12 protein-coding genes are annotated in these 13,918 nt (G+C 72.1%); 1 reads left to right on the top strand and 11 read right to left on the bottom strand.

The genetic code is table 11. The features are described from left to right. Positions 1-18 precede the first annotated feature (18 nt). The 8 genes from ACR68M_RS21290 to ACR68M_RS21255 form a co-directional block, all read right to left on the bottom strand. Positions 19-1,722, bottom strand: a complete 1,704-nt coding sequence (locus ACR68M_RS21290; RefSeq protein ID WP_441245692.1) for a protein kinase domain-containing protein — start codon at positions 1,720-1,722, stop codon at positions 19-21. Positions 1,723-1,888: 166 nt separating this feature from the next. After that, positions 1,889-2,941 carry a protein kinase gene (locus tag ACR68M_RS21285; protein ID WP_441245691.1) on the bottom strand — a complete coding sequence of 351 codons (1,053 nt, stop codon included), beginning with the start codon at positions 2,939-2,941 and terminating at the stop codon, positions 1,889-1,891. 71 nt (positions 2,942-3,012) lie between these two features. After that, a complete protein-coding gene (locus tag ACR68M_RS21280; protein WP_441245690.1) occupies positions 3,013-3,744 on the bottom strand; it encodes a hypothetical protein in 732 nt (243 codons plus the stop codon). Then, complete coding sequence (locus ACR68M_RS21275) at positions 3,702-4,904, bottom strand: protein kinase domain-containing protein (RefSeq protein ID WP_441245689.1); 1,203 nt, start codon at positions 4,902-4,904, stop codon at positions 3,702-3,704. Before ACR68M_RS21275 ends, ACR68M_RS21280 begins: the two co-directional genes overlap by 43 nt. 242 nt (positions 4,905-5,146) lie before the next feature. Then, positions 5,147-6,259 carry a GuaB3 family IMP dehydrogenase-related protein gene (locus ACR68M_RS21270; protein ID WP_441245688.1) on the bottom strand — a complete coding sequence of 371 codons (1,113 nt, stop codon included), beginning with the start codon at positions 6,257-6,259 and terminating at the stop codon, positions 5,147-5,149. A 131-nt stretch (positions 6,260-6,390) separates the two neighbouring features. Further along, positions 6,391-7,893, bottom strand: a complete 1,503-nt coding sequence (gene guaB / locus ACR68M_RS21265) for an IMP dehydrogenase (RefSeq protein ID WP_441245687.1) — start codon at positions 7,891-7,893, stop codon at positions 6,391-6,393. A 337-nt stretch (positions 7,894-8,230) separates the two neighbouring features. Continuing rightward, the gene (gene shbA / locus ACR68M_RS21260; protein WP_441245686.1) at positions 8,231-8,911 is read right to left on the bottom strand and encodes an RNA polymerase sigma factor ShbA; all 681 of its coding nucleotides are present in this window, start codon (positions 8,909-8,911) and stop codon (positions 8,231-8,233) included. Positions 8,912-9,189: 278 nt separating this feature from the next. Beyond that, positions 9,190-9,801, bottom strand: a complete 612-nt coding sequence (locus tag ACR68M_RS21255; protein WP_014136228.1) for a response regulator transcription factor — start codon at positions 9,799-9,801, stop codon at positions 9,190-9,192. A gap of 547 nt (positions 9,802-10,348) precedes the next feature. Between ACR68M_RS21255 and ACR68M_RS21250 the strand changes: the two genes are divergently transcribed. Next, positions 10,349-10,675, top strand: coding sequence for a WhiB family transcriptional regulator (locus tag ACR68M_RS21250; RefSeq protein WP_441245685.1), 327 nt, complete (start codon positions 10,349-10,351; stop codon positions 10,673-10,675). Positions 10,676-10,725: 50 nt separating this feature from the next. Here ACR68M_RS21250 and ACR68M_RS21245 read toward each other — a convergent pair whose 3' ends face one another. From ACR68M_RS21245 to groES, 3 genes are all read right to left on the bottom strand, one after another. Next, entirely contained in the window at positions 10,726-11,727 is a 1,002-nt protein-coding gene (locus ACR68M_RS21245) for a LysR family transcriptional regulator (protein ID WP_441245684.1), read from the bottom strand. A 124-nt stretch (positions 11,728-11,851) separates the two neighbouring features. Then, positions 11,852-13,483, bottom strand: coding sequence for a chaperonin GroEL (gene groL, locus ACR68M_RS21240; protein ID WP_441245683.1), 1,632 nt, complete (start codon positions 13,481-13,483; stop codon positions 11,852-11,854). Between the two features lie 114 nt (positions 13,484-13,597). After that, positions 13,598-13,903 carry a co-chaperone GroES gene (gene groES / locus ACR68M_RS21235; protein ID WP_441245682.1) on the bottom strand — a complete coding sequence of 102 codons (306 nt, stop codon included), beginning with the start codon at positions 13,901-13,903 and terminating at the stop codon, positions 13,598-13,600. Positions 13,904-13,918 lie beyond the last annotated feature (15 nt).

Here is a 13,918-nt window from a genome sequence, read left to right as displayed (position 1 = left end):
GATGCTTCCTTGATCAACCTAACGGGTCACGGTGAACTTGTTCAGCACCGTCGTGAAGAGCCGCTGCCCGTCCACCGAGTCCGCCTCCGGGCCGGACTGGTAGATCGTGTAGGACGTCCCGTCCTCGTCCCGGAACTCGGCCTCCCGGACGTGCCGGTGCGAGCCGTCCTTGGCGACGGTGTAGGTGAACTCCCAGAACGCGCCCTCCTGGCCGTTGATCCTCACCTCGGAGAGGTCGACCCGGTGGAAGTCCTTGATGTTCTTGCCCTTGCTGACGTCACCCTCCAGCTGCTCCAGGTGCTGGCTCGGCGCCAACGGCTGGCCGACGGCCACCGCGAACTGGAGGAAGTGAAGCTTGTTGTCCGGGGTGTAGAAGATCTGGTTCTTGTCCATCGACCGCACCCAGGTGCCGCCGGTGACGGGCAACGGGAAGCGGAAGCCCTCCTCGTCGGCCATCCACCGGTATCCGGCCGGCGCCGCGCCCGGCTCCGTCGCCCCCGGCGCCGGGCTGTCGGTGGCCGTCACGCCACCGCTGCCCTGGCCGGTGGTGTCCTTGTGGCGGGTGACCACGACGTACGCTCCCCCGGCGGCGACCACCAGCGCGAGCAGCCCCGCCAGCAGGCCGAGCCGCCGCTTCCGGCCGCCGCGCCGCACCACCGGCCCGGTCACCGAGTCCAGCGCGACGGGCGCTGCAGGCGCTGCGGGCACGCCCTGCACGGTCACCGGCTCCGGCTCGACGGGCGTCACCGGCTCGGCCCGGTCGACCACCGGCACCAGCTGGGTCGGGATCTTCGGCTCGGCCTTCGACAGCGCGGCCTTCGACGGCACGGCCGGCTCGACCGGCTCGACCGGCTCGACCTTCGGCAGCGGCTTGATGTCCATGGTGTGCCCGGCCGTCACCTCGGCGAGCATCCGCTGCGCCTCGTCGGCGCTCGGCCGCTCGGCCGGGTCCTTGGCCATCAGCGCGGCCAGCACCGGCCCGAGCGCCCCGGCCCGGCGCGGCTCCGGCAACGGGTCGGCGACGACGGCGGCGAGGGTGGTCAGCGGCGAGGTCCGGCGGAAGGGCGACTCGCCCTCGACGGCCGCGTACAGCGTCGCGCCGAGCCCCCAGAGGTCGGAGGCCGGGCCGGGGCGCTCGCCCTGGGCGCGCTCGGGCGCGAGGTAGTCGGGCGAGCCGATCAGGTCACCGGGGCGGGTCAGCTCGGTGGAGCCCTCGAAGGTCGCGATGCCGAAGTCGAGCAGCACCACCCGGCCGGTCTGGTGCTCCAGCAGGACGTTGGCGGGCTTGACGTCGCGGTGCAGCACGCCGAGCTGGTGGCCCCGGTGCAGGGCAGCCAGCACCTGCTGGCCGACCTCGGCGGCCTCCCGGGGCAGCAGGGTGCCGTCCTGGCTGATCACGTCGGCGAGCGAGCGGCCGTCGATCAGCTCCATGACGATCCACGGGCGGCCGTCCTGCTCCAGCACGTCGTGGATGGTGATCACGCCGGGGTGCTTGATCCGCGCGGCGGCGCGGGCCTCGCGCATCATCCGGGACTGCAGTATCTGCTGGTCCTCGTCGTCCAGGTGGCCGACCGTCAGCTCCTTGACCGCGACGTCGCGGTCGAGCATCTCGTCCCGGGCCCGCCAGACCGTGCCCATGCCGCCCCGGCCGAGCCGGTCGCCCAGGGCGTACCGCCCGGCGAGCCGCCGCCCCGCCTGTGCCGACTGCTCCTGCACGCCCATGGCGACCGTTCCCCCTCATCAGCCACCGTCACCCTGACGGAGGTTCCGGTGCACCCGCTGACTCACCGATCGGACTTCGTTCCACGCACAGATTAGGCGCCCCGGCGCGGTCCCGGAATCGCGCCCCGGGCTGGTGACCACCCTGTGACCTGCGGCTCACACCGCGTCAGCCGGCGAACGCCACCACGGCCGCCAGCGCGGCCACCAGCGCCAGCAGCACCCCGCCCACCAGCAGCGGCCCGAGCAGCGCCGGCGGCACCAGCGGGCGGGCCCCGGCATGCCGTCCGTGCGCCTGCACGGCGCCCCGCTGACGAGGCACCAGCGGGCCCTTCGGCCGCCGTACGGGCAGCGGCGGAGCGGTCGGCTCCGCCGGGTACGGCTCCGGCGCCGAGGCCAGCAGCGCCGTCAGCCAGTGCCCGGCCTGCGCCGCCGTGGGGCGGGCCGACCGGTCCGGGTCGAGCAGCCGCTCGACCAGCGGGAGCAGCGGTCCGCAGCCCGGCGACACCTCGAAGGCGCCGTCCCGGACCGCCGTGAGCAGGGCCGTCAGGTCGTGCTCGGGGTAGGGGGCGTGGCCGGTGAGCAGCCGGTGCAGCAGGACGCCGAGCGCCCAGCAGTCCGACTCGGGGCCCGCGTCCGGCGCCCAGCGCTCGGCACGGGCGCCCAGCAGCACCGCGCGCGCCTCGTAGACCCGCCGGGGCACGGGGCCGCCGAGCTCCTCGCAGAGGGCCTCCTCGGCGGCGCCGGGCAGCAGGCCGCCGAGCAGGGCCGCGCCGTCCTCGCAGACCAGCACGGCCGGGGCGGAGACGTTGCCGTGCACCACGCCGGACGCGTGCAGGGCGCGCAGGGCGCTCGCCAGGTCGGCCGCGATCTCGGCGGCCCGGTAGGGCGGCAGCGGGCCCTCGAGGGGGCTGCCGGGTGGGCGCTCCTCGGCCGTCCAGAGCAGCTCACCCTCGGCGAAGACCTCGCTGCCGTGCAGCAGCCGGGCGTGCCCGGGGGCGGCCTGCACCCGGGCGGCGACCCGCCGGGCGACGCGCTCGCCGTACTCCGGGTCCGGGTCCTCGTCCAGCTGACCGGGGGTCAGCAGCTCGGGCAGCTCCAGCGCGCGCAGGAGGACGGTCTCACCGGTGCGCAGGTCCAGTGCGGGCAGTGCCCCGCCCGCCGGTTCTGCCGTCACCCGGTACCGTCCGCCCACCACCTGCCCCGGGCTGGCCGCGTGCATGAGCCGTCCTTAGGAAAATATGCCGGAACCTTCCGTCACGTCAGAGTACGTCCCACCGGGCCCGAAAGGTTTCACGGTGCGGGCTGGAAGCTGTCGTAACTGTTCTTCCGGGCCTCGACGCTCTGCGGCAGGTTCCACTCGGAGTCGAGCATCGTCCAGTAGATCGTGTAGCCGTACTTGCCGGTGACGAAGCCCCGCTCGCTCGCGTGCATGGGCGAGCCGCTGTTACCGGTGAAGGTCCACTCCCAGTCGGCGGCGTTCGTCCACTGCCGGAACTTCAGCGCGGTCATCGCCACCCGGTGGTAGTTGGGGAAGCTGCTGCCCTGCTCGACGCTCTGCCACTCCTTCAGCGCGTCGGGCTTCGGGTCGTTCGTCCACGCCACCATCAGAGTGGTGCCGTTGCTGCCCCGGAAGGTGCGCGAGTCGCTACCGGCGGACGGCTGGCCGAACCCGTCCGGCACCGCGATCGAGAACCCGGAGTTGTCCTTGTAGAGGTGGTAGCCCGCCGGGACGGCCGGGGTGCCCGGCGTGGCGGGGGGCGAGCTCGGCGCCTGGCTGCTCGGCGGCGGCGAACTGACCGCGGTGCTCGCTGCGGTGCTCGGCGAGGTGCTGGGCGACGGGCTCGAACTCGGTGAGGCGGCCGGCGTCGACGGCTTGACCGGAGCGGGCGTCACGACGGCGCTGCTGTGCGCCGCGTCGGCGGAGTGCGAGCCGCCACCGGTGGTGTCGGCGGAGTTGCGCGCCCATATGACCATCAGGACTATCGCCAGCAGCACGCCCAGCGCCATGGCGGCGAGCACCACCGGCCGCCGGTGCGGCGGCAGCGGTGCCGCCGCCGGAGCGGCCACCGCAGCGGGCGGCACAGGCGGCACCGGCCCGGCTGCGGACGCGGGCGCAGGCGCGGGCGTCGGCATCGCGACCGGCCCGGGCCGGCCGCCCGGCTCCCCACCCGGACGGTGCCCAGCAGCCCGCCGACCCCACGGTCGGCAGCGGGCGCCTTCTCGACCGACGGCTTCGCCACCGGCTTCTCGACCGGCTTCTCGACCGGCTTCTCGACCACCGCCGGCTTGTCGGCCGGCTTCGCGACCGCGGGCGGAGGGGTGACCTGGGTGGTCGACTCGGCCCGCGAGGTCTCGTCCGCGACGATCCGGCGGAGCATCGAACGGGTGGTGGAGGCGTCCAGCCGTCGTACCGGGTCCTTCTCCAGCAGCCCTTCGATCACCGGCCCGAGCGGGCCCGCGTTCTCGGGCGTGGCGAGGTCCTCGGTCATCACGGCGGTGAGCGTGGCCAGCGCCGAGCCCCGGTCGTACGGGGGCCGCCCCTCGACCATCGAGTAGAGCGTCCCGCCGAGGGACCACATGTCGGCCGGCGGGCCGGGCTTCTGACCCCGGGCCCGCTCGGGCGAGATGTACGAGGGCGCGCCGACCAGCATCCCGGTGGAGGTGACGGAGGTGTCGCCCTCCACGCTCGCGATGCCGAAGTCGGTGAGCACCACCCGGCCGTCGTCGCCGATCAGCACGTTCGATGGCTTCACGTCCCGGTGCAGGATGCCGTGGCTGTGCGCGGCGCTCAGCACGCCGAGCACCTCGAGGGCGATCTCGGCCGCGCGGCCGGGCTTGAGCGGCCCGTCCTCCTTGATCACCTCGGCCAGCGAGCGGGACTCGACCAGCTCCATGACGATCCACGGCCGGTCGTCCTCCTCGACGACGTCGAAGACGGTCACGGCGGCGGTGTGCCGGATGCGGGCGGTCGCCTTGGCCTCGCGCAGGGTGCGGACGATCAGCCGGTGCTTCTCGTCCTCGTCCACCCCGCCGTGCATCCGGAGCTCCTTGACCGCGACGATCCGGCCGAGCACCTCGTCCTCGGCCCGCCACACGGTGCCCATACCGCCCCGGCCCAGCACTTCGTCCAGCCGGTAACGACCGGCCAGAAGGCGGCCGGTCGAACCCTGCGCCTGGGTCATAGGTGCGCTCCCCCAAGTTGTTGCTGGCCCGCGTGCTGCCGGAGATCGAGGTGACGGCGCGTCGGGCTGGGGCCATGGAGGGGCCGCACGGCCACGCCGGCGGCGGGCTCCGAACGCCAAGCCTCCATCATCCCCTGTCGGGTGGCCTCAGGACCACCCGCCCCGGTGTTAGGGCTGTCCGCAGCCCCGGAACGTCGAAACCCCCGCCGTGGGCGGGGGTTTCGACGTCTACGAACGGCCCGTCAGCGGTTGACGGTGACCTCGACCCGCTGGAACTCCTTGAGCTCCGAGTACCCGGTGGTCGCCATCGCCCGGCGCAGCGCGCCGAACAGGTTCATGGTGCCGTCCGGGGTGTGCGACGGGCCGGTGAGGATCTCGGCGGTGCTGCCGACCGTGCCGAGGTCGACGCGCTTGCCGCGCGGCAGCTCCTCGTGCACGGCCTCCATGCCCCAGTGGAAGCCCTTGCCGGGCGCGTCGGTGGCACGGGCCAGCGCGGCACCGATCATCACGGCGTCCGCGCCGCAGGCGACGGCCTTGGCGATGTCGCCGCTGTAGCCCACGCCGCCGTCGGCGATGACGTGCACGTACCGGCCGCCCGACTCGTCCATGTAGTCACGGCGCGCGGCCGCGACGTCCGCGACGGCGGTCGCCATCGGGACCTGGATGCCCAGCACGCCCCGCGTGGTGTGCGCGGCGCCGCCGCCGAAGCCGACCAGCACACCGGCCGCGCCGGTCCGCATCAGGTGCAGCGCGGCGGTGTAGGTGGCACAGCCGCCGACGATCACCGGCACGTCCAGCTCGTAGATGAACTGCTTCAGGTTGAGCGGCTCGGCCGCACCCGACACGTGCTCGGCGGAGACCGTGGTGCCGCGGATGACGAAGACGTCGACGCCCGCGTCCACGACGGCCTTGGAGAACTCGGCGGTGCGCTGCGGCGAGAGCGCGGCGGCGGTGACGACGCCCGAGTCCCGGACCTCCTTGATCCGCTGCTTGATCAGGTCCGCCTGGATCGGCGCGGAGTAGATCTCCTGGAGGCGGCGGGTCGCGGCGGCCTCGTCCGTGATCGTGGCGATCTCGTCGAGCAGCGGCTGCGGGTCCTCGTAGCGGGTCCACAGGCCCTCCAGGTTCAGCACCCCCAGCCCGCCCAGCTCGCCGATGGCGATGGCCTGCGCGGGCGAGACCACGCTGTCCATCGGCGCTGCCAGGAACGGCAGCTCGAAGCGGTAGGCGTCGATCTGCCAGGCGATCGAGACCTCCTTCGGGTCGCGCGTACGGCGGCTGGGGACGACGGCGATGTCGTCGAAGGCGTACGCCCGTCGGCCGCGCTTACCTCGCCCGATCTCGATCTCAGTCACTGCGAGCCCTTCTGCTGCGTCCTGCAAGTACCGCCCCAGTATCCCGTACCGACGCGGGCGGCCGCCCCAGGGGCGCGCGAAAGGGCCCCGCCGCACCTCTCGGCGCGGCGGGGCCCCTACGGCAGGAGCGGTCAGCGGGTCGTGTAGTTCGGCGCCTCGACCGTCATCTGGATGTCGTGCGGGTGGCTCTCCTTGAGCCCGGCGGAGGTGATCCGGACGAACCGGCCCTTGCTCTCCATCTCGGCGATGGTCGCCGCGCCGACGTAGCCCATGGTCTGCCGCAGGCCGCCGACCAGCTGGTGCAGCACGGCCGAGAGCGGCCCCCGGTACGGCACCTGGCCCTCGATGCCCTCGGGCACGAGCTTGTCGTCGGAGGCGACCTCGGCCTGGAAGTAACGGTCCTTCGAGTACGAGCGCCCCTGGCCGCGCGACTGCATGGCACCCAGCGAGCCCATGCCGCGGTAGGACTTGAACTGCTTGCCGTTGATGAACATCAGCTCGCCGGGCGACTCCTCGCAGCCGGCCAGCAGCGAGCCCAGCATCACGGTGTCGGCACCGGCGGCGAGCGCCTTGCCGATGTCGCCGGAGTACTGGAGGCCGCCGTCACCGATCACCGGCACGCCGGCCGCCTGGCAGGCCACGGCCGCCTCGTAGATCGCGGTGACCTGCGGGACGCCGATGCCGGCGACGACGCGGGTGGTGCAGATCGAGCCGGGACCGACGCCGACCTTGACGCCGTCCACGCCCGCGTCGATCAGCGCCTGGGCGCCGTCCCGGGTGGCGACGTTGCCGCCGACGACGTCGACGTTCACGGCGGCGCGGATCTTGGAGATCCAGGCCAGCGCGTTGCTGCTGTGGCCGTGCGAGGTGTCCACGACCAGGAAGTCGACGCCTGCGGCGACCAGCGCCTGGGCGCGGTCGAAGGCCTCGGCGGAGGCGCCGACGGCGGCGCCGACCAGCAGGCGGCCCTCGGCGTCCTTGGCGGCGTTCGGGTACTTCTCGGCCTTGACGAAGTCCTTGACGGTGATCAGGCCCTTGATCCGGCCCTCGTCGTCGACCAGCGGCAGCTTCTCGATCTTGTGGCGGCGCAGCAGCCCGATCGCGTCCTCGCCGGAGATGCCGACCTTGCCCGTGATCAGCGGCATCGGCGTCATGATCTCGCGCACCTTGCGGCTGCGGTCGGACTCGAAGGCCATGTCGCGGTTGGTGACGATGCCGAGCAGCCGGCCGTTCTCGTCCGCGATCGGCACGCCGCTGATCCGGAACTTCGCGCAGAGCGCGTCCGCGTCGCCGAGGGTGGTCTCCGGGCCGACGGTGATCGGGTCGGTGACCATGCCGGACTCGGAGCGCTTCACCAGGTCGACCTGGTTGACCTGGTCCTCGATCGAGAGGTTGCGGTGCAGCACGCCGACGCCGCCCTGACGGGCCATCGCGATCGCCATCCGCGACTCGGTGACCTTGTCCATCGCCGCGGAGAGCAGCGGGATGTTCACCCGGACGTTGCGGGAGACCCGCGAGGAGGTGTCGACCTGGTTCGGCAGCACCTCGGAGGCCCCGGGCAGCAGCAGGACGTCGTCGTACGTCAGCCCGAGCATCGCGAACTTCTCGGGTACGCCTGCGGCGTTGTAAGACATTTGTGGGGACCTTCCGTGGCGTGGCCGAATCGATTGATCGCGCCCCGCTGAGGGTTTGGGGCGCGTTTGGTCGCTCAGATGGGGCGTACGGAGGGCCGTGGTGACAGCCGCCGTCGCACCCGCGCGCACCGGCACAGGCTCAGGCTGCCAAGACACCCGGGGTTACTGGAGGAACCTCCAAAGGAACCCCGCTCACACCCGCGAAATTTTGGCGACCTGCCCAGGCGCCGATACCCCATGGTACTGGCACTGGAATGTCAGCTCGCGCCCCCTTGACAACGCCACGATCAAGGAAGCTCTTCCACGCCCTGCGACGAGCTCCTAGGACGGGGAGCTGCTAGGAGGACTCCTCCGCCAGCGCCCGCAGCCTGCTGAGCGCCCGGTGCTGGGCGACCCGGACTGCGCCGGGCGACATGCCGAGCACCTCGCCGGTCTCCTCGGCGGAGAGCCCGGCCGCCACCCGCAGCAGCACCAGCTCGCGCTGGCGGGCCGGGAGGTTGGAGAGCAGCTCCTTCGCCCAGGCCGCGTCGCTGCTGAGCAGCGCGCGCTCCTCCGGGCCGAGCGCCTCGTCGGGCAGCTCGGGCAGGTCGTCGGGCGGGATCACGGTCGAGCCGGGCCCGCGCATCGCGGCCCGCTGCAGGTCGGCGATCTTGTGCGCGGCGATCCCGTACACGAAGGCCTCGAACGGCCGCCCCTCGTCCCGGTAGCGCGGCAGGGCGCAGAGCACGGCGACGCAGACCTCCTGCGCGACGTCGTCCACGTGGTGCCGGGCGTTCCCCGGCAGCCGGACGAGCCGGCCCCGGCAGTAGCGCAGCGCCAGGGGGTGGACGTGTGCGAGCAGCGCGTCGATCGCCGGGCCCTCGCCGCGGACGGCGGCCGCGACCAGCTCGCCCAGCACCGGCGAACCGCCGCCGCCGAGCACCGCCCGGCGGCCCTCGGCCTCGTTGGCGTCAGGGTACGACGACTCCACCGGGCCGTTCGGAGCGGCCGTGTCGCTCGGTGCCTCGTCGTCGCGCATCGGTCCATGGTGCCTGGTCGAAGCGGAAAACACGGCACCGCGTCCGGAGTTGTGCATCGGAACGTTATGACCAGTCACCGCGCGCACCGTGCCGCCTCCCGCCCCACTGCTCTCCGAGCCATCTGCGGTCACGCTCGTCTCCGCAGTACCTGTCCGCTGGTCCCCGAGGTGCTCCACTACTCCATGGTGCAGCCTCGGGACCGTAACGTCATACGTCTGAGCGATACGTCCGAGCGAGCGAGGCGGCCGGGCGGCCGCCTCTCACGGGCGACGGGGCCTCAGCGGACCAGGCCCCAGCGGAAGCCCAGGGCCACCGCGTGTGCACGGTCCGACGCGCCGAGCTTCTTGAAGAGCCGGCGCGCGTGGGTCTTGACCGTGTCCTCCGACAGGAAGAGCTCGCGGCCGATCTCCGCGTTGCTCCGCCCGTGGCTCATGCCCTCCAGCACCTGGATCTCACGCGCCGTCAGTGTCGGCGCGGCGCCCATGTCGGGGCTCCGGAGCCGACGCGGCGCGAGCCGCCAGGTCGGGTCGGCGAGGGCCTGGGTGACCGTCGCCCGCAGCTCGGCGCGCGAGGCGTCCTTGTGCAGGTAGCCGCGGGCACCGGCGGCGACGGCGAGCGCCACGCCGTCCAGGTCCTCGGCGACGGTGAGCATGATGATGCGCGCGCCCGGGTCGGCCGAGAGCAGCCGCCGGACGGTCTCCACCCCACCGAGGCCGGGCATCCGGACATCCATCAGGACGAGATCGGAGCGGTCGGCCACCCAACGGCGGAGGACCTCCTCACCGTTCGTCGCCGTGGTCACCCGGTCGACCCCGGGCACTGTCGCCACCGCGCGGCGAAGCGCCTCCCGGGCGAGGGGGGAATCGTCGCAGACGAGTACGGATGTCATGCCCGTCCTCCGCAGCTGATCCGCGTCACGTTGAGCCTCCTGGCTGGTACGAAATCTCTCCGACACGGCCTGTCGGTGACGGGTTTCGTTCGGATCGCCGGTCTCCCCGCGATCGTTCCCGACGCCCAGCGCCCGCTAACCGCCTCCGCACATCCAACGACCGTCACTCGAATGAGTTACGGCTTTCAGGGCCATCTCCACCACTGTACGTGGCCGACCCGTTACCGATCAGCCGCATCGCGGGGCATGTGCCGCACTTTTGTGCTGATCACGCGCGGCCCGCGCACCACGAGCGCACCGGCCGGTGCCCTCGCGCCCCCGGCGCCGCTCGGTCGCCACTCGGTTGCCGCACAGGTACCTCCAAACGTCCTGCCCCATTTGTCCAGTTTTATAGCTTCTGTACGGTCATTGACTGTTGTGTAACTCTGTGGGTGACTTGTCCCAGTGGTTGCCGTAAGTCATATTTCCAGGTGTTCACACCGACCCGATGGAGCCTCGCCGCATCCCCGGCGGCGTGCCGCCGTCGAGTCCCTGAAGGGAATGAGCCATGGCAGATTTCTCCCGCCTCCCCGGCCCCAACGCAGACCTCTGGGACTGGCAGCTCTCCGCCGCCTGCCGCGGCGTGGACAGTTCGCTCTTCTTCCACCCGGAGGGTGAACGCGGAGCGGCGCGCAGCTCGCGCGAGGCAAGTGCCAAGGAGGTCTGCATGCGGTGCCCGGTCCGCACCGAGTGCGCGGCGCACGCACTGGCGGTCCGCGAACCGTACGGCGTCTGGGGCGGCCTGACGGAGGACGAGCGCGAGGAGCTGATGGGGCGTTCGCGCAACCGGCTGGCCGAGGTACCGCTGACGATGCCGAGCACCATCCGCCACTGAAGAAACGTTCCTGCCAGCCCTCGTTCCGGCAGCCCTGAGGGGCCGCTGTGTCAGCGGGAGGCGGCGACGCCGGTGAGCTGATCGAGCATCAGTGCGACGGCGGGGACCTCGGCGAGGTCGGGGAGCGTGAGGGCGACGACCTCGCGCACCGCCGGGCCGCCGGAGGCGCCGTGCACGGGGACGGCGGCCACGCCGGAGCTGCGGACCGCGTCCAGCGCCAGGCCCGGCAGGACGGCCACGCCGAGACCCGCCGCGACCAGGCCGACCACGGCCGGGTAGTCGTCGGTGGCGAAGTCGATCCGGGGTTCGAAGCCCGCCGCCGAGCAGAGTTCGACCAGATGGCCCCGGCACTGCGGACACCCGGCGATCCACTGCTCCCCGGCCAGCTCGGTCAGCTGCACCGGCTCCGCCGCGCCGCGCCCCGCCAGCGGGTGCGCCTGCGGCAGCAGACCGACCAGCGGATCGTCGAGCAGCGGCCGCACCACCAGGTCGGACCAGTCGTACGCGGCCTGGGCGGCCGCCGCCTCCAGCGTGGCCTCGGCCCGGATCTCGCGGGGGGAGGCGTGCGGGGCGGAGCGGGTCAGGCCCCCCTGGGAGTCGGGGTAGCGGAAGGCGATGGCGATCTCGCACTCGCCCCCGCGCAGCATCGCCAGCGACTCCGGCGGCTCCGCCTCGACCAGCGAGACGCGCACGCCCGGGTGGGCGCCGCGCAGCCGGGCGACGGAGGGCGGCACCAGGGTCGAGCTAGCGGTGGGGAACGACACCAGCCGCACCCGCCCGGCCCGCAGCCCGGCGATCGCCGCGACCTCCTCCTCGGCGGCGGAGAGCCCCGCCAGGATGCCGGTCGTGTGCTTGAGCAGGACCTTGCCGGCCTCGCTGAGCTGCATGCCCCGGCCCGCGCGCACCACCAGCGGGGTGTCGACGGACTTCTCCAGCGCCTTCATCTGCTGGCTCACGGCGGGCTGCGTGCAACCCAGCTCCCGAGCGGCGGCCGAGAACGAACCGGTACGGGCGACAGCGCGCAGAACACGCAGGTGGCGGGCCTCGATCATGCCTCAGTTATAAGCCAGACTTTGGTCTGCGCAAAGCTCTCTCCACAAACGCTGTGGGCCGGGAACGCCGGAGGCCCGGCCCGCACCTCCGAGAAGGATGCGGGCCGGGCCTCCGGACGACGGGTCAGTGCGAGTGACCGTGGCCGCCGTGCGAGTGACCGGCGGAGGCCTCCTCGTCGGCCGGCTTCTCCACCACGAGGGTCTCGGTGGTGAGCAGCAGGGAGGCGATGGAGGCGGCGTTCTCCAGAGCGGAGCGGGTGACCTTGACCGGGTCGATGACGCCGGCCTTCAGCAGGTCGCCGTACTCACCGGTGGCCGCGTTGAAGCCGTGACCGGCCTCCAGCTCGGCGACCTTGTGGGTGATGACGTAGCCCTCGAGGCCCGCGTTCTGGGCGATCCAGCGCAGCGGCTCGGCGAGCGCCTTGCGGACGACGGCGACACCGGTCGCCTCGTCGCCGGTCAGGCCCAGACCGCCGTCGAGCACCTTCTGCGCGTGCACGAGAGAGGCGCCACCACCGGCGACGATGCCCTCCTCGACCGCCGCGCGGGTCGCCGAGATGGCGTCCTCCAGACGGTGCTTGCGCTCCTTGAGCTCCACCTCGGTGGCGGCGCCGACCTTGATGACGCAGACGCCGCCGGCGAGCTTCGCCAGGCGCTCCTGCAGCTTCTCGCGGTCCCAGTCCGAGTCGGTGTTGGCGATCTCGGCCTTGATCTGGGCGACGCGGCCGGCCACGGCCTCGTGGTCGCCCGCACCGTCGACGACGGTGGTCTCGTCCTTGGTGATGGTCACGCGGCGGGCGGTGCCCAGCACGTCCAGACCGGCCTGGTCGAGCTTGAGGCCGACCTCCTCGGAGATGACGGTGGCACCGGTCAGGGTGGCCAGGTCACCGAGGATCGCCTTGCGGCGGTCGCCGAAGCCGGGGGCCTTGACGGCGACGGCGTTGAAGGTGCCACGGATCTTGTTGACCACGAGGGTGGAGAGCGCCTCGCCGTCCACGTCCTCGGCGATGATCAGCAGCGGCTTGGAGGTACCGCCCTGGAGGACCTTCTCCAGCAGCGGCAGCAGCTCCTGGATGGAGGAGATCTTGCCCTGGTTGATCAGGATGTACGGGTCCTCGAGGACCGCTTCCTGACGCTCGGCGTCGGTGACGAAGTACGGCGAGAGGTAGCCCTTGTCGAACTGCATGCCCTCGGTGAAGTCCAGCTCCACGCCGAAGGTGTTCGACTCCTCGACGGTGATGACACCGTCCTTGCCGACCTTGTCGATCGCCTCGGCGATGAGCTCGCCGACCTGCGGGTCCTGCGCGGAGAGGGACGCGACAGCGGCGACGTCGTCCTTGCCCTCGATCTCGCGGGCGATGGAGAGCAGGTGCGCGGAGACGGCGGCGACGGCCTTGTCGATGCCCTTCTTCAGGGCGGCCGGGCCGGCACCGGCGGCGACGTTGCGCAGACCCTCGTTGACCAGGGCCTGGGCCAGCACGGTGGCGGTGGTGGTGCCGTCACCCGCGACGTCGTTCGTCTTGGTGGCGACCTCCTTGACGAGCTGCGCGCCGAGGTTCTCGTACGGGTCGTCGAGCTCGATCTCACGCGCGATGGTGACACCGTCGTTGGTGATGGTCGGCGCGCCGAACTTCTTGTCGATGACGACGTTGCGGCCCTTGGGGCCGATCGTCACCTTGACGGTGTCGGCCAGCTTGTTGACACCGCGCTCCAGCGAGCGGCGGGCGTCCTCGTCGAACTGCAGGATCTTCGGCATGTCTTGGCTTCCTTAGGGGTCTGAGCGTGAGCCAACAACCACGCCCCGGGCCCCTGTCAGTTTCGACATGGAGAACCGGGGCGGGCTGGTACGTCTGTGAAGCTCTGCGAACGCTTACTTCTGGACGATGGCCAGAACGTCGCGGGCGGAGAGAACGAGGTACTCCTCGCCGTTGTACTTCACCTCGGTGCCGCCGTACTTGGAGTACAGGACGACGTCGCCGACGGTGACGTCGAGCGGAAGACGCTGGCCGTCCTCGAAGCGACCCGGGCCGACGGCCAGGACGACGCCCTCTTGGGGCTTCTCCTTGGCGGTGTCCGGGATAACCAGGCCGGAGGCCGTGGTGGTCTCGGCTTCGAGCGGCTGGACCACAATGCGGTCCTCGAGCGGCTTGATGGCAACCTTGCTGCTGACGGTCACGTCCGAGCTCCCCTT

The organism is Kitasatospora sp. McL0602 (genome assembly GCF_052076145.1).
Classification (GTDB): Bacteria; Actinomycetota; Actinomycetes; order Streptomycetales; family Streptomycetaceae; genus Kitasatospora.
Note: the sequence above shows the minus strand (reverse complement) of the source record. Positions and strands in the feature narration are given on the sequence as shown.

What these genes read in the sequence shown, in the direction of transcription:
- ACR68M_RS21290 (WP_441245692.1), bottom strand. Translation starts at nt 1,722, where the DNA reads ATGGGCGTGCAGGAGCAGTCGGCACAGGCGGGGCGGCGGCTCGCCGGG.
- ACR68M_RS21285 (WP_441245691.1), bottom strand. Translation starts at nt 2,941, where the DNA reads ATGCACGCGGCCAGCCCGGGGCAGGTGGTGGGCGGACGGTACCGGGTG.
- ACR68M_RS21275 (WP_441245689.1), bottom strand. Translation starts at nt 4,904, where the DNA reads ATGACCCAGGCGCAGGGTTCGACCGGCCGCCTTCTGGCCGGTCGTTAC.
- guaB (WP_441245687.1), bottom strand. Translation starts at nt 7,893, where the DNA reads ATGTCTTACAACGCCGCAGGCGTACCCGAGAAGTTCGCGATGCTCGGG.
- shbA (WP_441245686.1), bottom strand. Translation starts at nt 8,911, where the DNA reads ATGCGCGACGACGAGGCACCGAGCGACACGGCCGCTCCGAACGGCCCG.
- ACR68M_RS21255 (WP_014136228.1), bottom strand. Translation starts at nt 9,801, where the DNA reads ATGACATCCGTACTCGTCTGCGACGATTCCCCCCTCGCCCGGGAGGCG.
- ACR68M_RS21250 (WP_441245685.1), top strand. Translation starts at nt 10,349, where the DNA reads ATGGCAGATTTCTCCCGCCTCCCCGGCCCCAACGCAGACCTCTGGGAC.
- ACR68M_RS21245 (WP_441245684.1), bottom strand. Translation starts at nt 11,727, where the DNA reads ATGATCGAGGCCCGCCACCTGCGTGTTCTGCGCGCTGTCGCCCGTACC.
- groL (WP_441245683.1), bottom strand. Translation starts at nt 13,483, where the DNA reads ATGCCGAAGATCCTGCAGTTCGACGAGGACGCCCGCCGCTCGCTGGAG.